This is a genomic window from Spiroplasma endosymbiont of Zeiraphera isertana, from assembly GCF_964030805.1.
Taxonomy (GTDB): domain Bacteria; phylum Bacillota_I; class Bacilli_A; order Mycoplasmatales; family VBWQ01; genus Spiroplasma_E.
In genome coordinates, this window is record NZ_OZ034965.1 from 639112 (window position 1) to 660860 (window position 21749).

22 protein-coding genes and 1 pseudogene are annotated in these 21749 nt (G+C 24.6%); 9 read left to right on the forward strand and 14 right to left on the reverse strand.

Annotated elements, in window-relative coordinates:
- Positions 1–32: 32 nt before the first annotated feature.
- Positions 33–977 (reverse strand): IS30 family transposase, encoded by a 945-nt coding sequence (locus AAHM78_RS04450; RefSeq protein WP_342253176.1) that lies wholly within the window; start codon positions 975–977, stop codon positions 33–35.
- 235 nt (positions 978–1212) lie between these two features.
- Positions 1213–1929 (reverse strand): IS1595 family transposase, encoded by a 717-nt coding sequence (locus tag AAHM78_RS04455; protein WP_342254137.1) that lies wholly within the window; start codon positions 1927–1929, stop codon positions 1213–1215.
- A 327-nt stretch (positions 1930–2256) separates the two neighbouring features.
- Between AAHM78_RS04455 and AAHM78_RS04460 the strand changes: the two genes are divergently transcribed.
- Positions 2257–2559, forward strand: a complete 303-nt coding sequence (locus AAHM78_RS04460; protein ID WP_342254501.1) for a glucose PTS transporter subunit EIIB — start codon at positions 2257–2259, stop codon at positions 2557–2559.
- Between the two features lie 110 nt (positions 2560–2669).
- Here the strand turns inward: AAHM78_RS04460 and AAHM78_RS04465 are convergent, their stop codons facing one another.
- Both AAHM78_RS04465 and AAHM78_RS04470 read right to left on the reverse strand, forming a co-directional pair.
- Positions 2670–2954, reverse strand: a complete 285-nt coding sequence (locus AAHM78_RS04465; protein WP_342254990.1) for a transposase family protein — start codon at positions 2952–2954, stop codon at positions 2670–2672.
- A gap of 141 nt (positions 2955–3095) precedes the next feature.
- Complete coding sequence (locus AAHM78_RS04470; protein ID WP_342254502.1) at positions 3096–3488, reverse strand: transposase family protein; 393 nt, start codon at positions 3486–3488, stop codon at positions 3096–3098.
- Between the two features lie 157 nt (positions 3489–3645).
- On the opposite strand from AAHM78_RS04470, the gene AAHM78_RS04475 reads away from it, so the two are divergent.
- On the forward strand, positions 3646–3843 hold the full coding sequence (locus AAHM78_RS04475) for a hypothetical protein (protein ID WP_342254503.1): 198 nt from the start codon (positions 3646–3648) through the stop codon (positions 3841–3843).
- Between the two features lie 18 nt (positions 3844–3861).
- Here AAHM78_RS04475 and AAHM78_RS04480 read toward each other — a convergent pair whose 3' ends face one another.
- From AAHM78_RS04480 to AAHM78_RS04490, 3 genes are all read right to left on the reverse strand, one after another.
- Positions 3862–4122 (reverse strand): hypothetical protein, encoded by a 261-nt coding sequence (locus AAHM78_RS04480; protein ID WP_342252970.1) that lies wholly within the window; start codon positions 4120–4122, stop codon positions 3862–3864.
- A gap of 193 nt (positions 4123–4315) precedes the next feature.
- Positions 4316–4936 (reverse strand): IS1595 family transposase, encoded by a 621-nt coding sequence (locus AAHM78_RS04485; protein WP_342254154.1) that lies wholly within the window; start codon positions 4934–4936, stop codon positions 4316–4318.
- Positions 4900–5514 carry a hypothetical protein gene (locus tag AAHM78_RS04490; protein WP_342254504.1) on the reverse strand — a complete coding sequence of 205 codons (615 nt, stop codon included), beginning with the start codon at positions 5512–5514 and terminating at the stop codon, positions 4900–4902. The genes AAHM78_RS04485 and AAHM78_RS04490 overlap by 37 nt, the downstream gene beginning before the upstream one ends.
- Positions 5515–5570: 56 nt before the next feature.
- Here AAHM78_RS04490 and AAHM78_RS04495 point away from each other — a divergent pair, with 56 nt between their 5' ends.
- The gene (locus AAHM78_RS04495) at positions 5571–6389 is read left to right on the forward strand and encodes an IS5 family transposase (protein ID WP_342254505.1); all 819 of its coding nucleotides are present in this window, start codon (positions 5571–5573) and stop codon (positions 6387–6389) included.
- 13 nt (positions 6390–6402) lie between these two features.
- Here the strand turns inward: AAHM78_RS04495 and AAHM78_RS16750 are convergent, their stop codons facing one another.
- Positions 6403–6621, reverse strand: coding sequence for an IS1/IS1595 family N-terminal zinc-binding domain-containing protein (locus AAHM78_RS16750; protein WP_425289787.1), 219 nt, complete (start codon positions 6619–6621; stop codon positions 6403–6405).
- Positions 6622–6990: 369 nt separating this feature from the next.
- Between AAHM78_RS16750 and AAHM78_RS04500 the strand changes: the two genes are divergently transcribed.
- A complete protein-coding gene (locus AAHM78_RS04500; protein ID WP_342254506.1) occupies positions 6991–7197 on the forward strand; it encodes a hypothetical protein in 207 nt (68 codons plus the stop codon).
- A 41-nt stretch (positions 7198–7238) separates the two neighbouring features.
- Complete coding sequence (locus AAHM78_RS04505) at positions 7239–7436, forward strand: hypothetical protein (protein ID WP_342254507.1); 198 nt, start codon at positions 7239–7241, stop codon at positions 7434–7436.
- Positions 7437–7454: 18 nt separating this feature from the next.
- Here AAHM78_RS04505 and AAHM78_RS04510 read toward each other — a convergent pair whose 3' ends face one another.
- Positions 7455–8414: an IS1595 family transposase gene (locus tag AAHM78_RS04510; RefSeq protein ID WP_342254508.1), complete on the reverse strand. Its 960-nt coding sequence runs from the start codon at positions 8412–8414 to the stop codon at positions 7455–7457.
- A 65-nt stretch (positions 8415–8479) separates the two neighbouring features.
- Between AAHM78_RS04510 and AAHM78_RS04515 the strand changes: the two genes are divergently transcribed.
- From AAHM78_RS04515 to AAHM78_RS04530, 4 genes are all read left to right on the forward strand, one after another.
- Positions 8480–9175: an IS3 family transposase gene (locus AAHM78_RS04515; RefSeq protein WP_342254509.1), complete on the forward strand. Its 696-nt coding sequence runs from the start codon at positions 8480–8482 to the stop codon at positions 9173–9175.
- A gap of 416 nt (positions 9176–9591) precedes the next feature.
- A complete protein-coding gene (locus tag AAHM78_RS04520; RefSeq protein WP_342254510.1) occupies positions 9592–10209 on the forward strand; it encodes a hypothetical protein in 618 nt (205 codons plus the stop codon).
- A 40-nt stretch (positions 10210–10249) separates the two neighbouring features.
- Complete coding sequence (locus tag AAHM78_RS04525; RefSeq protein ID WP_342254511.1) at positions 10250–14245, forward strand: ABC transporter permease; 3996 nt, start codon at positions 10250–10252, stop codon at positions 14243–14245.
- A gap of 197 nt (positions 14246–14442) precedes the next feature.
- On the forward strand, positions 14443–15264 hold the full coding sequence (locus AAHM78_RS04530) for an ABC transporter ATP-binding protein (protein WP_342254512.1): 822 nt from the start codon (positions 14443–14445) through the stop codon (positions 15262–15264).
- A 589-nt stretch (positions 15265–15853) separates the two neighbouring features.
- Here AAHM78_RS04530 and phoU read toward each other — a convergent pair.
- The 5 genes and pseudogenes from phoU to AAHM78_RS04555 form a co-directional block, all read right to left on the reverse strand.
- The gene (gene phoU, locus AAHM78_RS04535; protein WP_342254513.1) at positions 15854–16531 is read right to left on the reverse strand and encodes a phosphate signaling complex protein PhoU; all 678 of its coding nucleotides are present in this window, start codon (positions 16529–16531) and stop codon (positions 15854–15856) included.
- A 37-nt stretch (positions 16532–16568) separates the two neighbouring features.
- Positions 16569–17504 carry a phosphate ABC transporter ATP-binding protein PstB gene (gene pstB / locus AAHM78_RS04540; protein WP_342254514.1) on the reverse strand — a complete coding sequence of 312 codons (936 nt, stop codon included), beginning with the start codon at positions 17502–17504 and terminating at the stop codon, positions 16569–16571.
- A complete protein-coding gene (gene pstA / locus AAHM78_RS04545) occupies positions 17429–19450 on the reverse strand; it encodes a phosphate ABC transporter permease PstA (protein WP_342254515.1) in 2022 nt (673 codons plus the stop codon). The genes pstB and pstA overlap by 76 nt, the downstream gene beginning before the upstream one ends.
- Before the next feature lie 14 nt (positions 19451–19464).
- On the reverse strand, positions 19465–20427 hold the full coding sequence (locus AAHM78_RS04550) for a PstS family phosphate ABC transporter substrate-binding protein (protein WP_342254516.1): 963 nt from the start codon (positions 20425–20427) through the stop codon (positions 19465–19467).
- A 164-nt stretch (positions 20428–20591) separates the two neighbouring features.
- Positions 20592–21536, reverse strand: a pseudogene (locus tag AAHM78_RS04555) (IS30 family transposase).
- Positions 21537–21749: the final 213 nt, after the last annotated feature.

A 21749-nucleotide genomic window follows, 5' to 3' on the forward strand; every position in this document is an offset into this window, starting at 1 on the left:
TCCTGAGTTGTAAATATAAATGGGACAGTTTTTTAAAATAATTGTATTAAATCTATTGGTCTTTTATAAGAGAGCGATTTTCTGGGTGTAGAATTAATTTGAAATGCTATAAAATTTAAATCTTTTTGTTTATATGAAGATAGATCTGTAGATTTTGGTAAATATCTTCTTAAAATACCATTATTATTTTCATTTAAACCCCTTTGGCAAGGTTTACCAGGATCTGCGAAATAAATTTTGACATTACAAATTTTTTCGATTAATCTTCATTTACTAAATTCTTTACCACGATCAAAAGTAATGGTTTTAACCGTTCCTTTTTGTAACTTTGAAATAAATTTTATTATACTTTTCGTAATATTTTCTGATTTATGATTTTTAGTTACTAAAGGAATTGTGGTTTTTGATCATATATCAGCCAAAGTAATAATAGAACTTTTATGATCTTTGCCAATGATAGTATCACCTTCTAAATGACCAAATTCTTGTATATTTTTAATATTAGGAATGATTAAATTTCTTTCATGAATAGACTTACAATTATTAATTTTGCCCCTAGTTTCTTTTTGTTTGTGAGATTTATTTTTGCCTTTTCTCAATAAGTTATTTTCATCAAAACCCATTCGATTTGTTTTAAACATGTTATATAAAGTTTTTGTTGAAATACTTTTTATTTTATTTTCCTTTAAAAAGTTAGCAATTATATCAAGAGCATACTTTTTAGTAATTAACAAATTATTAATACTATTAATTTCTGTTAAAGTTAAAATTATTAATTTTCTTCCTGCATTTTGTTTATTTTTTTGAAATTGATTAAATATTTCTAATGGCAATAAGTTTTTATTTAATAATCTACAAACTCTATGTACAGTTGATTTACTATAATCAACAATTTTTGCTATTTTACGAATCGAAAATCCATAATTTTTATATTCTTTTATTGCTATTATTGATTCAATACTCAGATACTTATACATTGCGCTAATTCCTTTCTTTTCTTAATTATAGAACTAACACAATTTAATTTTTATATAAGTGTCCTTTTTAATTTTACAATTAAAGTTTTAAAAACTTAATAAATCTAAACCTAAATAGTTAGGAATTTTTACTTTAGATAATTTTAAAAGGCTTTTATCCCTTTATGTACTATTTTTAAATTTTATCACATAAATGGAGATAAAAGCCTACCTAGGAAATTATCCCCGCATGTATTTAAATCAAACACAAAATTACAGTTTCAAAACTAGGTATGTTATTGAATTTATATGCTGATTCTTTTGCATATAAATGAATATTGTGCTTTGAAACTCTTATGTGTGTTCGGAAAGTTCGTCGGATGTGCTTTCATGCTGATTCAATCTGGTTTGTGTTTACACCTGTTGGTGACACATACCCAACTTCATGATTTGCGATTTCATGTTTGGGATAGAAGTTTTTGAAACTTACATATCCCTTCCAAGAATCCGTAAATAGACAGCACTCAGTAAAAATGTGTTTCAATGCAAATCTTAAAAGGTTTTTTTCATCTGCATTTTTCAGCACCTTCACAATTAGTTTGTTGCTGGTTTTCTCATAAACTCCAACAATCAAAGTTTTATTCAACAAGGATCTTCCTTGTTTTTTAAAACCTAAATGTGAAAGATACATTTCATCCATCTGTGCTGTGCCATCAACAATGAAACCTGCATCTTGATTTCCAATTCTAGTCCTGATTTCATGACACATTCTTCAAGCTGTTTTATAGGTCACACCCAATTCCCTTGCAACATCGGTTGCTGGTATGCCATGCTTTGTGTTTATTCATCTAAAGATGAGATAAAACCAAGATGTCATTTGGGTCTGTGACTTATAAAAAATGGTTCCATAAAGAATACTAAATGTTTGGTTACAGTTCAAACATCGTATTCTTCTCAAATCAGAAGTATTCAAACTAGAAGAAGCACACCTGATGCATTTCATTATTTTCAACTTCGCTATATATTTCAAACAATCGTTTTCAGTTTGAAATATGCTATTGAATTCATTTCAATTCATTTTTTCCTCCACACTAGTACATGTGGGGATAATTTCCTTTTAAAATAATAGTCTAAAATACTTGATTATATTTATAAAAAGGTATATAATATAACCAACAATTAATAATTTAAAGTTGTCTTTTATTTAAAGAAAATTAAATTATAACTATTAACTTTACTCACCCTATTAATTGCTGCTGGTGGAGTTTATTTTATTGTATTTTATACATTAATTACTAAAATGAATATTGAAACACCAGGAAGAGAAGAAGATTTTGGTGTTGAAGAAAATAAAGTAACAACAAAATCAGAGTTAAGCAATAAAAATCTTAAAAGTGATAAATATACATTAATGGCAACAAAATTAATTGAAGCAATTGGTGCAGATAATTTTGTTGAAATTGATAATTGTGCTACTAGGTTACGTTTGATTGTTAAAGATACATCACGTGTTAATTTGGCAAAAGTTAAGGCCGCAGGAGCATTTGGTACTAAAATTTTGAATAAAGAAGCTTTGCAAATTGTTATTGGTACCGATGTTTAACATGTAGCCAATGCAATAAAGGCACAGTTACAAAATTCAGCAACTTTGAATATCAAAACTAAAGTTAATCTATAATTAAAAGTGATTATTACAATAGAATTGGTGCAAAACTAAGGTAATTCAAAATTATATATTCCTGCTATTAAATTAAATCTTAATGCAAATCTTCGTATTTTATTGCGATATTTTAAACTTAAAATTTTAAAACGTTTTAGTTTAGCAAATACGTGTTCAATTTTAATTCTAATTTTACTTAAAGTTTTATTGTATTCTTTTTGAATTGGTGTTAATTGATTGTATTTACTTTTTTTAAATGGCAAAAATGTATTTTTATGAATATTTTGTATACCTTGATAACCCGAATCAACAAAAAACTTGTTTTTCTGGATGAATAAAAGTTTTAGATTTTAGAAGCAATTTAAAATCATGAATGCTTCCAAAACAAAAAGCAGTTGAAATAATTTTTCCATTGGAAATATCAATAATTATTTGGGATTTGAGAGAATGATGTTTCTTTTTACCTGAAAAAAGTAATTTTAGTTTTTTTTAATTCTTTCAATTGGAGTTTCGGTAGCATCAATAGCTAACAAATTATTATTAGTACCTTTATTTTTTGTTAAATCTTTTTTTTCAGGTAAATTAAAAATTCCGCTTTTTATTAAAATATTTTCAATTCAAAAAATATTACGAATGCAACTAGTATGACTAATATTATATCTTTTTGCAATAACTCTATAACTAATATAGTCTTTTCAATATTCTAAAGTCATTAATAAACGCTCTTCAATTACAATTTTATTTTTTCTACCACCATAATATTTTTGTTTAGACTCAGCAATTTTTAAAATTTCAAGCATTTTATAAAATGTTTGTGGCTTTATGCCGACTAAACTATAAAATTCTTGATCATCTTTATATTTTTTCAACATAATAACTATCACCTTTAATATTAATAATAATCGTTAAATTGTTAAAATTAAAGGTTTTGCACCAAGTCTAATATAATATTAAAGCTACTAAAGCTCATATAACCATTTAATGGCTATATGAGCTTTTAATTGATTAAAAAAGATAGGATTAAAAATAATGGCAGTAGGTAAACATTTAATTACTAACATTTTACAAAAAATAAAATCACAAGTACCAACATTAACTAAAGAAGACATTATTACTGCGCTTAATATTATCTATATAACTTGTGCAGAATATAATTTTAATTTTCAAAAAAACTCTTGATGAAATAAAAAAAATCATCAACCCGGCCTAAAATTTGATTTTATTTAATTTTGGGATTTATTTTTTTTACAAACTGAAATATAATGCTTCAGATTTTGCATAAGGTGATATTTTATAATGTTGGTATTTAAATTTTCATAAATTGAGGTAATTTTGAATATTGGTAAATCCAATGCCATGATAATGAGTAATAAATTCTTTTAAACTTGATTGTATTTTACTGATATTACTTAAATTTTTATAATTTAATTCTTTATTTTCTTTTGATTTAAATTTCTTGAGAGTACATTTTGTTTGTTTAGCTACTGTATCATATAGTATTTGCATATCACAAACTATAATTGATTTTTCTTCGATAAGCTTAGATGTTAAATTTTCTTGTACTCATTTTTTTGTTAATCTTTTAGTATTTGTTGTTTGAGCATAAATATTTTTAGGCTTTTCTCCCTTTATGTACTATTTTTAAATTTTATCACATAAATGCTGAGAAAAGCCTATCTACGGACTTCTCCCCACATTTTTAAATCAAACATAACATTACAGTTTCAAAACTAGGTATATTGTTGAATTTATATGCCGATTCTTTTGCGTATAAATGAACATGATGTTTTTCAACTTTGATATGTGTTTTAAATGTTCGTCTGATGTGCTTTCATGCCGATTCAATCTGGTTTATGTTTACACCAGTTTTTGAAACATAGCAATCTTGATGGTTAACTGTTTCATGCTTAGTGAAAACTGATTTAAAATGGCGATATCCTTTTCAAGAATCAGTATGTACATCACACTTTGAAGAAATGTGGTTTCTTGCAAATTGCAAAAGATTTTTTTGATTTGCATTTTTCAACACTTTCACAATTAAATTATTGGTTGTTTTTTCATAAATCCCAACAATCAAAGTTTTATTTTTTAAGGATCTTCCTTGTTTTTTAAAACCCATATGTGAAAGATACATTTCATCCATTTGCACTATGCCCTCAACAATGAATTGAGGTTCTTGTTTTGCAATTGCACTTCGGATTTTATGACCCATTCTTCAAGCAGTTTTCAAAGTTACTCCCAATTCTTTTGCAACATCAGTTGATGGAATTCCATGTTTGGTGTTTATTCATCTAAAGATGAGATAAAACCAAGATGTCAAAGGTGTTTGTGACTTGTAAAAATGGTGTCATGAAGAATACTAAATGTTTGATGACATTTAAAACATCTTATTCTTCTTAAATCAGAAGTATTCAAATTTGTTCAAGAACACCTCATACATTTGTTTTCCTTCAAACTTGCTATATATTTCAAACAATCTTTTTCTGTTTGAAATATATTGTTGAACTCATTCAATTTCATTGTTTCCTCCACAAGTACATGTGGGGAGAAGTCCGTATTTTTATTTTCATCAATTGCCATTTCAATACAACAGTTTAAATCTTTAGCATTTTCTTCAATTCATTTTTTTCTTGGATCATCTGGATTTTTGAAATTTCCTTTATGAATTTCTTTGATAAAAGTTTCATCAATTTCAATTCTACCTTTTAATTTTGTGAATGGTTTTTGTGTTTTTGCTAATTGTGATGATTTCATAAATTTTTGACGATTAAATCATGCTGATGTTTTTGAAATTTTAGCAAATTGAGAAATAGTATCAGCAGATTGACCTAACAATGACAATCAAATTATTCAATCTCATTGTTCATTAGATAAATGACTTCAATAGACTTGGTGCAAAACCTTTAATTTTAACAATTTAACGATTATTATTAATATTAAAGGTGATAGTTATTATGTTGAAAAAATATAAAGATGATCAAGAATTTTATAGTTTAGTCGGCATAAAGCCACAAACACTTTATAAAATGCTTGAAATTTTAAAAATTGCTGAGTCTAAACAAAAATATTATGGTGGTAGAAAAAATAAAATTGTAATTGAAGAGCGTTTATTAATGACTTTAGAATATTGAAAAGACTATAGTAGTTATATAGTTATTGCAAAAAAATATAATATTAGTCATACTAGTTGCATTCATAATATTTTTTGAATTGAAAATATTTTAATAAAAAGCGGAATTTTTAATTTACCTGGAAAAAAAGATTTAACAAAAAATAAAGGTACTAATAATAATTTGTTAGCTATTGATGCTAATGAAACTCCAATTGAAAGAATTAAAAAAAAACTAAAATTACTTTTTTCAGGTAAAAAGAAACATCATTCTCTCAAATCCCAAATAACTATTGATATTTCCAATGGAAAAATTATTTCAACTGCTTTTTGTTTTGGAAGCATTCACGATTTTAAATTGCTTCTAAAATCTAAAACTTTTATTCATCCAGAAAAACAAGTTTTTGTTGATTCAGGTTATCAAGGTATACAAAATATTCATAAAAATACATTTTTGCCATTTAAAAAAAGTAAATACAATCAATTAACACCAATTCAAAAAGAATACAATAAAACTTTAAGTAAAATTAGAATTAAAATTGAACACGTATTTGCTAAACTAAAACGTTTTAAAATTTTAAGTTTAAAATATCGCAATAAAATACGAAGATTTGCATTAAGATTTAATTTAATAGCAGGAATATATAATTTTGAATTACCTTAGTTTTGCACCAAGTCTAATGTAAAAAATGATTTCTTAAAGCATCAAAGCTACTTTTACAATCTTTGCATAAATATTTTTGATTATTATTCTTAAAACCATTTTTTACACATCAATAAGATTTACAATTTGGACATTGAATTCCTTTTTCTTTAAATTTTTTATCAATTGCATCTAATTTTTCTTTTTTCTCAATTTGTTTAATTCTATTTTTAAAATGTCTAATAATTTTTATAAATTATTCATCTTTTTTGTTTTTTAAAACATCAATTAATTCATTATTAGTCACAAAAAATCTTGATATTACTTTTAATTTTAAATTAAAAGTAATATCAAGATTTTTTGTGAAAATTAAAAGAATATAATGCTATTGATAGTTCTATTAGTAATATTGCCAAATATTATCAACAAGAAGATGAAAAATTTGATAGTCAATTGTTTAGAAAAAATTTGCATTGGATAGGTTACACTTTATTGGACAATAATTACGTAGACAAGTGAACAAATTAGTTAAAAGAAAGGAACTATAATTATGGCCAATATTAACTCATATACCTACGAATTTAAGAAACAAATAGTAGATTTATATCAAAGTGGTAAGTAAGTGTCTTGTCTTGCTAAAGAGTACAATGTTACAAGAGCAGCTACTTATAATTGAATTAAGCAATTTACTAATTCAGGTAGTTTTAAATCTAAAGATAATCGTTCTGTTGAAGAAAATGAATTAATTAAATTAAGAAAAGAATTAAAACAGTTACGAATGGAAAATGATATTTTAAAGCAAGCAGCACTAATAATAGGCAGAAAATAGAGATTATTATCAATAATAAATGTAAATATAAAATTCGTACAATGTGTCGTTTTTTAAAGCTCTCTAAATCAACATATTATTTTAATTTCAAGAAACAAGAAAAAAATAAAAATAATATGTATGATGAAGCTGTTATTAGTGCTTTTAAAGAAAATAAAGAAATTTATTTTAATTTTCAAAAAAACTCTTGATGAAATAAAAAAAATCATCAACCTGGCCTAAAATTTGATTTTATTTAATTTTGGGATTTATTTTTTTTACAAACTGAAATATAATGCTTCATATTTTGCATAAGGTGATATTTTATAATGTTGGTATTTAAATTTTCATAAATTGAGGTAATTTTGAATATTGGTAAATCCAATGCCATGATAATGAGTAATAAATTCTTTTAAACTTGATTGTGTTTTACTGATATTACTTAAATTTTTATAATTTAATTCTTTATTTTCTTTTGATTTAAATTTCTTGAGAGTACATTTTGTTTGTTTAGCTACTGTATCATATAGTATTTGCATATCACAAACTATAATTGATTTTTCTTCGATAAGCTTAGATGTTAAATTTTCTTGTACTCATTTTTTTGTTAATCTTTTAGTATTTGTTGTTTGAGCATAAATATTTTTATTTTCATCAATTGCCATTTCAATACAACAGTTTAAATCTTTAGCATTTTCTTCAATTCATTTTTTTCTTGGATCATCTGGATTTTTGAAATTTCCTTTATGAATTTCTTTGATAAAAGTTTCATCAATTTCAATTCTACCTTTTAATTTTGTGAATGGTTTTTGTGTTTTTGCTAATTGTGATGATTTCATAAATTTTTGACGATTAAATCATGCTGATGTTTTTGAAATTTTAGCAAATTGAGAAATAGTATAAGCAGATTGACCCAACAATGACAATCAAATTATTCAATCTCATTGTTCATGAGATAAATGACTTCAATGTAAAAAATGATTTCTTAAAGCATCAAAGCTACTTTTACAATCTTTGCATAAATATTTTTGCTTATTATTCTTAAAACCATTTTTTACACATCAATAAGATTTACAATTTGGACATTGAATTCCTTTTTCTTTAAATTTTTTATCAATTGCATCTAATTTTTCTTTTTTCTCAATTTGTTTAATTCTATTTTTAAAATGTCTAATAATTTTTATAAATTCTTCATCTTTTTTGTTTTTTAAAACATCAATTAATTCATTATTAGTCACAAAAAATCACCCCTGATATAAAAATATTACTTTTAATTTTAAATTAAAAGTAATATCAAGATTTTTTGTGAAAATTAAAAGAAATTTATGGCACAAGAAGATTAAAAGTCATATTAGAAAACCAAGAAATTTATTTATCAAGACGAAAAATTAAAGAAATTATGAATAAACATAATTTAATATCAAAATACACTAAATTAAGACACAAAAATCATCATAATAAAGTCAATGATAGTCAAATAACTAATCTTGTTAATAGAAACTTTAAGAATAGGATTAAAAATGAAGTTATTGTTAGTGATTTAACTTATGTTCAAGTAAATGGTAAGTGAAACTATATTTGTTTATTAATAGACCTATTTAACCGCGAAATTATTGGACATAGTGTAGGCACTAAAAAAGATGCATCATTAGTATATGAAGCATTTATGCAATCAAATCGCTGTTTAAAAGATATTCAAATATTTCATAGCGATCGAGGTAATGAATTTAATAATAAAATTATTGATAAACTTTTACTAGCATTCAATATTACTCGCTCTTTAAGCAAAAAAGGATGTCCTTATGACAATGCCGTTGCTGAAGCGACTTTTAAAACTTTCAAAACAGAATTTATTAATGATAAAAATTTTACATCATTAATCCAATTAAAATTAGAATTATTTGATTATATCAATTGATATAACAACATACGAATTCATAGCACTTTAAACTACCTAACTCCAGTTAATTATCAAAAACAAATGTCTACCAAAAAATAGTCCTAAAAAAGGTTGCCATTCCACAACATACGAATTCATAGCACTTTAAACTACCTAACTCCAGTTAATTATCAAAAACAAATGTCTACCAAAAAATAGTCCTAAAAAAGGTTGCCATTCCAATAGTTTATAATTATAATAATAACAAAGTTTATTTAAGGGTGAATATAATGTTACGTAGTAGTAATATTTTAAAAATTAATAGTATTAATAATTTTGAACAATTATTTATTTTTTTTGGTTTACCAGTTCTTTTTTTACTTTTAATTATGAAATTAACTTTTTTAATTACTATTAATTTTCATAAAAATAGTATTAATAATAAAAAAATATTTAATAAAACAAAAATCATTATTCTTCAATTTAGTTTATGATTTTTAGCACAATTTTGTTTATTTTTATTACCAGTTCAAGAAATGGTAATTAATATTAATTTTTTAGATTTAGAAAGTTTACCAATGCTATCATTGATTTCGATTTTACATTTATTTATTTTTTTTAGTTTTTTAAGCCGTAATAATAATCAAATTATGAAAGTGATGCGTTTTACTATTTTGTGAATTATTATAATTGCTATTATTTTACAATTTAATTTTACTATGATTAAAATATCATTACCATCAATAAATAACTTTATTTCAGTACTAATTTTAGTGTTCTTTTACTATTGATTAGGTTTCTTTTCATGAAAAATGTTTAGTGATAATTTATTTACAATTTTTAATTTAATTAAAAAAACTTGAGTAACATTATTTAGTAATTCTTCATTACCCAATATTATTAATAAACAATTTCCAGTAAAAAAATATACTAAAACTAAAATTATCATTTTAACATGGCAATTTAAAAAACAAATGTTTACTAATTTTGACCACCAAGTTTCTATTGCTGATAATAATAAAAAACTTTTAATTGCTATTTTTAAGAAGAATTTAACTTATTTTTTAAGTGCCCAATTAACACTACTTATTACTAAAACTATTCAAGATTTAAAAACTTTAATTAATGGTTGAAAAATGGCTTTAATTAAATAACTTTTTTTGTTTTAAAATTTAAAAGAAAGGAAGAACGAATATGAAAAAACAATCATTTTTGCTTTTTAAAAATGCGTTTAAACAAGCATTTCGTAATAAAATTCAATTAGTTGGTTTAATTGTTTTAGTATTATTATCATCAACTATTTTTTCATTAATGCAAACAAGTTTAGCAAGAATTTCTGATGAATATTCAACATTAGTTGCAAAATCTAATTTACATGATTTTGTTATTGATTTATCTAATACTACTCCAAAAACTGTTTCTAATAAAATCTCAACATCAACAACTGCTGTTGATGAAAAGAATGATTTTGATATTAACAATATTGCAAATGATGCTGGTAATGAATTTATATGAGATCGTGTTGAAGGCAGAACTATGCAATTAGATAATAATAGTAATCCTAGAATTTTAAAAATATTAACTTATAATCAAGATGCTCGTATTGATAAATTAATCATTAGTGATGGTTATCAAATAGGAGATAGTAATAATCCAGATAAAACTCCAAGTTGAAAACAGGTAGTTATTAATAAAGAATTTGCTCAAAAAAATAATTTGCATATTAATGATACAATTCGTGTGCAATCAGATCAATTAGGAAGTAGTTTAAAAGTTTCACGATATGATTTAAATGATGCTGCTTATAGTAGTTATAATTGATTAAAAATTGTTGGATATGGTGTATCTGCTGATTTCACAACCCCAATTATTGATCAAACTACACCAATTCCAAATAAAACTCGTGAAGGTTTATTATACGTTGATCCCATGCAATTTGGTTTAAGTAAAAGGTTAGAAAAAAATAATTATATTTGATCATATGATAAAGCTAATGAAAAAATCACAATTTCTTCTGATAATGATCGCGAAATTTATTTTGTTGGAAAATCAACAATAGGTAAAATTAATGATATTAAATTAATTTCACAAAGTTTAAGAAGTAAATATATTAATACTATTGATTCTGATGCTGCTTTAGTATATAAGTTAGGAAATAATAAGTATACGTTTAATAATCGTACTGCTACTTTGAATGCAACTATTATTGGATTTAAAAGTTTATTAATTGGTTTATTGTTAATTGTTTTAATTATTACAGGAATTACAGTCATATTAATTACTTATAAAAATATTGATAATTCACGAACACAAATTGGAATTTTAAAATCATTAGGTTATAGTAATATTAAAATTTTAATTACATCTTTAGCTTATCCAATGGTATCAGCACTTATTGGTACTATTTTAGTGTTTTTACCAGCAAGTGGTTTACAAGTAATTATAGTTCAAACATTTGCCAACTATTTTAATCTAGATTTTGGTCATTTTATTTTTAATGGTTTAGGATTTATATATTGTTTAATTTTAATATTTGGTTTTTTATCAATTATTGCATGAGTTATTAGTGCTTTAACAGTTATTAAAAAACCAATAGATTTAATTAAAAACGAATCAGCTACTGTTAATTCTCGCTTTAGTCGAATTATTAAAACAAAAAGTATTAATCGTGGATTTTTAACAAGATTCCGTTTATCACTATTTACATCATCAATTGGAAAAATGGCAGCAGCATCATTAACTATGTTTTTAGGAACAACTTTAATGACAACATCTATTATTGGTCCAAAAATTATGGCTGATAATAAATTACTTTCTTTTACTGGTATGAATTATCACTCCTTAGTTGAATATGACATTCCGACTTATAATTCTCCGTATAGTTTTTATAAAACTTATAATCCAAATAATAAAGATGATTGAACTTATACTTCTACTGTTGATAGTACTACTGGTGATACATATTGACATCCACCACGTTTTGATAATTCTGGACCATTAAATGATACTTTTGTTAAAGAATTATTAGAAAATAATACTAATGCTGAAGCATATGCTCCAATGTCAGATGAATCTAATCCCGGTGCTGCTATTAGTGATTTAGGATATACTGGTTTAACGTATTTAAATTGTAAAATGCTTACTAAAAACTTTTTAAATGGATTAGATTCTAGTGATATTAAAGATGCTTCTGTGATTGTTGGAATTATGGTACAAATGGCTTGACCAAATGCATTACCAATGTATGACACAGTTTTAAAAAATACTAATATTAACAGTTTTTATAGTGAGAATACTTATAATATTATTAGAAAATTTTATCAAAACTATCGAACAACAGTGGCAATGAATATTAGTGGTACGATTTCGAAGACTGGTAAGATTAGTACTAATCCTAATGATTTAGATATTACAAAATTCAAAGATTGAGCAAATAGTAATATTCCTGCTTACAAAAATGCCTCAAGTAAGGGTCCTACTTTTATTAATGATATTGATAATTTAAGTTTTGATACTAACGATAAATTATATCCGTGACATTTAACTAATGAAACACAATTATTGAATAATAATGCATCTGAAATTAGTGACAAAGAGCGTGATAGTTGAATTAATAAAGTTGGAATTTGATTTGGTGCTTTATTTTATAATAGAATGGGACAAACCGTAGTGCAAGGTGCTTATACTAAAAGCCCATATTTTATTCGTCAAAATATTGCCAAAGCTTATAGTGATCCCAATTCTCCTTTTAATGTTGCTTTTAATGTTGTGCCTTTTGATAAAGAAACTGATGAATTAGGAACTTACTTTATTGGTACTCCTGAAAAATTATTTAAACAGAACAAATATTTAATGAAAGTTTATGGTTTACAAAATCAACAACAGTTAGGCAAACCTTCAATGATGCAATTATATGATGCTGGAGGTTCTTCATTAAATCCACTTTTAGAACAAGAAAATAGTGATGATAGTATTAGTCTTGTTATTAATCAAACAATTGCTAAACAATTCAATTTAAAAATAAATGATGAATTTAAAATGAGTAGTAATGGTAATACTATGAAATTTAAAGATAATAATAAATTGAAACCTTTTGATTTGGATAAAATTAATATTGATAACGTTGTTGGTGATAGTAAAAATGTTAATAATGTAACATTATTAAAACAACAAACCGGTTATACACAAGTTGATGAGTTAAAGGATGAGGCTTATGTTAATGCGGGTATTAATGCTACAAATATGTTAAAAGAAGTTGCTGCTGGTAAGGTTGTTAATTCTTATAATGATAAGATAAGTTCTAAAACACCAACGTATAAAGTAGTTGGTATATATAATGGTTATGGTCAACCTAATGCTTATATTAGTAAAATTAATGCTGATAAAGTTTTATCATTTAATAAAACAAAAGAATTTTTATTTTTATTATTTAAAAAAGAATGAGAAGACAAAAAAACAACTTGTGATGTTGATTTTGGTAAATTAAAATCATTTAATGAATATCAAAATTTTCTTAATCAATTAAATGATCCCGTTATTTATAAACTTAATCAAATATTTGAAAATGAAAATCCAATCTTTAATTTTAAATTTTCAAATTCGCAATCATTACCAGATATAACTAATTCATTTTCAACTTCGCAAATGTATGGAGATTACAGTTCTTTTGGTTTAAATGGTGGTACTGATGGTTCTGGTACTTATCAAGGTTATGGTGCAGGTAGTGCTGTTAATATTACGCCACAAGATGTCCATCATCAGTTGTTAAATCAAATTACTGCTTTAGTTGATACAGTATTGGTTGCATTTATTATCTTTTCATTAATCATTTCGTTCTTTATTATTTTATTAACAAGTAATTTAGTAATTTATGAAAATCGTAAAACAATAGCAACAATGAAAACACTTGGTTATAGTGATGCAAAAATAACTAATATTGTTATTGGTATGTATTTACCAGTGATTGCTGTTATGTTTGTTATTGGTTTTCCTGTAGGATGAATAATTGTTAAGTTTATTCTTAACTATTTAGCTGCTAATACAACATGGGTTTTACCATTATTCTTTGTTTGATGATTACCTCTTGTGGTTGGTTTAATTGTCTTTGGTATTTATGCAACAACCTTTATTATTGATTGATATGCCATGAAGAAGATTAATCCAATTAAAACTTTAAATGAAATTGATTAAAAGCAGAAAGGAATAAAAACATGAAAAATGATAAAAAAAACACTAAAAATTCAAGTTAACAAGTAACTAAAAATAAGTTAGAATCTAGTTTTACAAAGAAGTCAGTATCTAAAACCTAAGTTACAATACCACCAGTAACTCATAAATCTCATGATAAACCAGAATCAAAGGAAGAAATAGAAGCTAATAAAGCTAAATTGCAAGCTTTTAAAGATAATCAAAAAGCAATTAAAAAATTAACAAAAACTCATTCAAAAGAAATTTTAGCAGGTAAAATTATATCAATGACTAATAATACTCCTGATACTCAAACTAATGTTATTGAATTATTTGATGTTAAAAAATCTTACTTAACTGGAGACTTAGAATATGAAGTATTAAAAGGAGTTAATTTAAAAATTAAATTAGGTGATTTTGTTGTTATCTTAGGACCATCGGGAAGTGGTAAGACAACATTATTAAATATTATTTTGGGATTGGATAAACCTAATACTGGTGATGTTTTTGTGGCGGGATACAATTTATCTTTATTAAAAGATAGTCATTTAACTAAATTGAGACGAGATAATGTTGGTTTTATTTTTCAACAATACAATTTATTAACTAACTTAACTGCTCGTGAAAATGCTGAAGTTGGTGAAAATCTTGCTAAAAATAAAAATATGAGTATTGATGATATTTTTCAAGTTATTGAAATGGATGAACATATGAATAAGTTTCCAAGTCAATTATCGGGTGGACAACAACAAAGAGTATCGATTGGTAGAGCACTAGCAAAAAATCCGACAATTTTATTTTGTGATGAGCCAACAGGAGCACTTGATGAGGAAATGGGGCGTAAGGTGTTAGAAATTTTATTGGATGTTAATCGAGAATATAAAACATCAATTATTATGGTTACTCATAATCCTAACTTCCAATATGTTGCAAATACTGTTATTAACGTTAAAAATGGTAAAATTATTAGTGTAAAGAATAATGAAAAACCAATGAAACCAAATGAAATAAATTGATCATAAGAAAAGGATATAGATGGGGGTTGATTTAATAAATATAAGAAAAATGCATAAAAATATGCATTTTTCTTATATTTATATAGAGTAAATACTTGTATAAAGAAAAAAATATTAAATTATAAGAATCTAATAGAAAATACTATATTTTATTTAGTTTAATTATTTTTTAGAAAGAAAAAGGTGCAAGGTAATGAGTATTGGTTTAATTACATTTATTATATGAATATGTTTAGTAATTTGAATAGTGTTTTTAATTTGAGGTATAACTTTATGTAATAGTAATAATGCATTAGGCATCATATTATTATTTTTAACATTAAATTTAATTGGTTTAATAATAGGAATTTCTTTATTATATAATAAAAATAAGCAAAATGTAGATAACAAAAAAAATATTAATAGTAATATTAAAATAGAAGAACTAAGTTAAACATTCCTTTTTAGAAATTTTAATATTAAATTAAAAAATCATACCTTAATTTAATACAATTAAAAATAAAATAATAATAAATATTATCATATTAAAGTATGACTTAAAAATATTTAAATGAAACTTGCAAAAAAAGTAATTATTTTAACAATGATTGATAAATTATTCAGATATTTTTGTTGAAGATAAATCATAAAATTTACCTTTAATAATATATACTATTGTTTCACAAATGTTAACTAAGTGATCACCTAGTCTTTCAATATATTTCAACTGTTGCATTGTTGATGTATATTGAGAGAGTTGATCATTATTTTTGTTTACTTTTAACATATTGACAATGTTTTTCATTGATTCACGAAAACGATTATCAATATCGATATCATATTCTGCTGCTTGATAAGCTTTCTTAATATCATTTTCATTTATAGATTCACCAATTAAATCCATCATTTTAAATACTTTTTTCATTAATACTGATAATTGAGATGTTAATTTAATTTCTGGTTTATATTTGACATTAAATTTGGATAAATTTTTAGCATAATTTGAAATACGTTCTAAATCACGAATAATATTCATATAGCCAATAATAGTACGTAAGTCAGTAGCAAAAGGATTTTGTTGAGCAATACTTCAAATTGCAGTAATTGTTAAACTTTCAGCGACTGTTCTAATTTCTTTATCGGTTTCAACAATTCTTTTTGACATATCAAAATCTTGTGTTTCCATTGCTATTAAAGCGTCTTTATGTTCTTTTTTTACTTCTTTTAATAAAGTTAATAAGTTTTGTTTTAAATTTATGATATCTAAATCAAATCTACGGTTAATTATTTTCATTTTTTCCTCCTTTCTCTATAATTAATTATATATATTTTTAACCAAATCTGCCGGTAATATAATCTTCTGTTCTTTTATCTTTTGGTCGTGAAAATATTTTTTTAGTATTATTATATTCAATGACTTCTCCATTTAAGAAAAAAGCAGTTTTATCAGAAATTCGTGCTGCTTGTTGCATTGAATGAGTAACAACAATAATTGTAAAGTCTGATTTTAAATCATTCATTAAGTCTTCAATTTTAGATGCGGCAATCGGATCTAGAGCTGAAGTTGGTTCATCCATTAATAGTACTTCTGGTTTTAGGGCAATAGCACGAGCAATACATAAACGTTGTTGTTGGCCACCTGATAATGATAATGCCGAATCAAATAAGTGTTGATCCACTTCATCTCATAAAGCCGCTTTTTTTAAAGCATCTTCGACAATTTGATTTAGAATCTTTTTGTTTTTAATGCCTTGATTTTTTGGACCATATGCAACATTATCATAAATTGACATTGGAAAGGGATTAGGTTTTTGAAATACCATTCCAACTTTAGTTCGTAATGAAATAATATTTTTTTTATTTTCATAAATATCTTCATTATTGAATAATATTTGTCCATTAATTTTAACACCATCAATTAAATCATTCATTCTATTTAAAGTTCGTAGTAATGTTGATTTGCCACAACCACTTGGTCCAATAAAAGCGGTTACTTGATTACGACTTATTTCTAAATTTATATTAAATAAAGCCTGTTTTTTACCATGATTATATAAGAAATTTAAATTTTTAATAGTAAAAACATAATTACTTTTTGGAATATTTTCTATATTTGATAAATTATTTGATTTGTTATTTGGTTTTTTCTTAAATTTATCTTTCACTTTTAAAAAGTAAGGTTTAATCACATTTACTTTTCTTTTTTTATTGCTATTCGCTGATTCTTTCTTGCTTTCATTTTTTCTTTTAATAATTCAATTGAGCATTTTGTTTTCACCCCGATTCCTGTTGTTAAACTTTTTTCAAAATGTTTTGCTATAAAATTTAAAATAAATATTAGTATAACTGTTATTAGTGCTGTTTGGTACATCATTCCTAATTTATTAGGGTCATTTGATTCTTTATTAACTAATAAAATATGGGTTGTTAAAGTTTGTCCTGAACTTAAGAAACCTTTATTGGGAAAAGCAACAGTGCTTCCTAATGTTAGATAAACTGGTGCTGATTCACCAATAATTCTACCCATTGATAAAATCATACTAGTAATAATGCCACCAATGGCAGCTGGAATAACTACTTTTCTTATTGTTTCAAATTTACTAGCACCTAGTGCTAATGATGCTTCACGATATTCAATAGGTACTGATTTTAATGTATCTTCTACTGCTCTAATAATAAGTGGTAAAATAACAATTGTTAATGTTAAACTAGCAGCAATTACTGAGAAACTTATTTGTAAGAAAGTAATAAAAAAAGTAAATCCAAACATACCAAAGATAATTGATGGCGTAGAAGCTAAGGTATTTAGCACAAAACGTAATATTGAAGCAAATCAACCATTTTTGGCATATTCGTGAAGATAAATTGCGCCAATAATACCTAATGGCATAGCAATAGTAATTGTTGTTAATACCAATAAACATGTCATTGTGATAATTGATAAGTAACCTTCATCACCGGTTGTTCAAATTAAAGCCGCAAAATTAAAATTGAAAACGCTACTACCAGCATTACCACTAATGTTGAAGATACCATTAATAATAATATCACCAATAATTCAAATAATTAATCCCATAGTAATAAAACAAGCTAGCTCCATAAAGAATAATCGAAAATAGTCTTTAAAGTGTTTTCAGCCTTGATTTTTAATAGTTTTTTCACTAATAGTTAACATTAGTTGATTATCAGATAGATTTATTTTTTTTAAATTATAATTTCGTGGTTTTTTATGACCTTTTGCTTTTTTATCACTACGTTTATAAATTATTAAAACAATAAAGTTAATGATTGAAACTATAATAAATAAAAATAAACCAATTCCATATAATGCTGATATTTGTTGAGAACTAACTGCTTCTCCAATTTCTAGTCCAATTACTCCCGCTAAAGTAGAAATTGAACTAAATAAAAATGCAAGTGGACCATGTGCAAAATTGGGGGTTAGAGTACTATTACCAGCAATCATGACAACGGCCATTGTTTCACCAATGACTCTTCCGAATCCAAAAATTATTGCACCAATGATTTTGGTTTTTGCCGCTTTAAAAATTACTTTAAAACTAGTGTCAGTCCTGCTAATACCTAGTGCTAATGATGCATATAGATAAGATTTTGGTACTCTAGTAATAGCATTAACAGATAATGAAATAATTGTTGGTAATGCCATCATTGATAAAATAAAACTTGCTGTCATCATATTTTCTTTGGTTGGTGCTCCCATTTTTACAAAAATAGGACTAATGGTCATTAAACCAAAAGCACCAAAAACAACTGAAGGAATACCAGATAATAATTCTACTAAAGTTAATGTTGTTTTTTTTAATTTTGGTGGTAAAAATTCACATATAAATAATGATGTTAGTAAACTTAAAGGAACAGCAAGTATCATTGAAAATAGCGCAACTCAAAAAGTGGCAACAACAAAGGCAATAATACCAAAACTATTAGCACTAGGTAATCATTTACTATTTCCTAACATTTTAAATCAATTAAGAAAACTCATATTACTAAATGTTTGGCCGATAATAAAACCAATTAATAATGAAGCGGCAATTAGTGCTAATGAAGATATAGACAATACACAAATTTTAGCAATCAAATCATAAGTATGTTTTTTTTGTTCACTAATAAAAACATTTTTTGGATCATGATTTTTATTAAAATGATTAAAAGTTATTTTATGTCAAAACTTTTTAAAAGATTTGGATTTCATTTATTAATACTCCTTTATGGAAAATTTTTTAATCACTGATTTAAATCATGATTTAATTTGTCAGTTAATGGTACTGCTGATTGTGCGTATTGAGCTTCTGAAAAAGTAGGAACTACGTATTCGTTATGACCTGGATAGCCAGGAATAAACAAGAATTTTAGAAATTTAACTAAAGTATTAATTTGTTTAAAATTTTTATTTATTAAACCTGTAAATGGTCGTGATAACTGATAAGTACCATTTTTAATGGTATCTAAACTTGGAGCAATTTTTTCTCAATTAGCAATATGAATATTAGTGAATTGTTTATTTGAATCTAATTGTTTTTTATCTGAATATGAACTATAACCAACACCACCACTAGACATATTAAACATTTGTGTACTTGAATTAACGGTTATTGCTTGTGGATAATATGCTTTTGAATCACCCAGAACTTTTTCATTAAAAACATCTCGTGTTCCTGAACCATTTTCTCTAGTATAAGTTAAAATTTTGAGGTCACAAGTTGGTTTGATTCAACCTTGATTTGGTTCTGAAGTATTTTGTGGAAATAAATCTCTTCAGAAAATAGACGATTTTAAATACATTTTTTTTACTTTATCTTGTGTAAAATTTAGAGGTTTATCATTACCTAAGCAATCTTTTGGTAAATTACAAACTAAAATCATGCCATCTTTTGATAAAACAAAAGAAATTAAATTATTATTAGGAGTTGTATATTCCTTTGAAAGTCAGCCAATACCAAACATATTTTTATTAATGGGAATTACTGCTGCATCTGAACCTAAACTGTTATAAGTAAAATCTGCTTCTTTATGATTATCAGGATAGTCTTCCATTAATGTATGCATTAAAGGTGCTACTGAAGTTGAACCACCCATAATAAAATAGGGTTTATGACTAACTAAAGTTACAATAAAAATACTAATCATTGTGATTAATCAAAATAATGACAAAATTCTTTTTTTTAGCATATAAATCCACCCAACTGAGAGTTTTCTTTATCATACACGTATTATAACAATATAATTGATAAAAACTAGAAAAATTATTTCATTTTTATAAAAAATGTAGGTTCTAGACTATATTATTAATATTTTTTAGTAACCTGAGTTGTAAATATAAATTGGACAGTTTTTTAAAATAATTGTATTAAATCTATTGGTCTTTTATAAGAGAGCGATTTTCTGGGTGTAGAATTAATTTGAAATGCTATAAAATTTAAATATTTTTGTTTATATGAAGATAGATCTGTAGATTTTGGTAAATAGCTTCTTAAAATACCATTATTATTTTAATTTAAACCCCTTTGGCAAGGTTTACCAGGATCTGCAAAATAAATTTTGACATTACAAATTTTTTCGATTAATCTTCATTTACTAAATTCTTTACCACGATCAAAAGTAATGATTTTAACTGTTCCTTTTTGTAACTTTGAAATAAATTTTATTATACTTTTCGTAATATTTTCTGATTTATGATTTTTAGTTACTAAAGGAATTGTGGTTTTTGATCATATATCAGCCAAAGTAATAATAGAACTTTTATGATCTTTGCCAATGATAGTATCACCTTCTAAATGACCAAATTCTTGTATATTTTTAATATTAGGAATGATTAAATTTCTTGCATGAATAGACTTACAATTATTAATTTTGCCCCTAGTTTCTTTTTGTTTGTGAGATTTATTTTTGCCTTTTCTCAATAAGTTATTTTCATCAAAACCCATTCGATTTGTTTTAAACATGTTATATAAAGTTTTTGTTGAAATACTTTTTATTTTATTTTCCTTTAAAAAGTTAGCAATTATATCAAGAGCATACTTTTTAGTAATTAACAAATGATTAATACTATTAATTTCTGTTAAAGTTAAAATTATTAATTTTCTGCCTGCATTTTGTTTATTTTTTTGAAATTGATTCAATATTTCTAATGGCAATAAGTTTTTATTTAATAATCTACAAACTCTATGTACAGTTGATTTACTATAATCAACAATTTTTGCTATTTTACGAATCGAAAATCCATAATTTTTATATTCTTTTATTGCTATTATTGATTCAATACTCAGATACTTATACATTGCGCTAATTCCTTTCTTTTCTTAATTATAGAACTAACACAATTTAATTTTTATATAAGTGTCCTTTTTAATTTTACAATTAAAGTAATTAAAAATTGGTATTAAGTTAACTTAATACCATTTTATTAAATATTTTTAATTTAATATAAAAAAATAAAAGAAAAGTATTTCTTTTATTAGTATTCTTTATTTATATAATTCAAAAGATAAAAT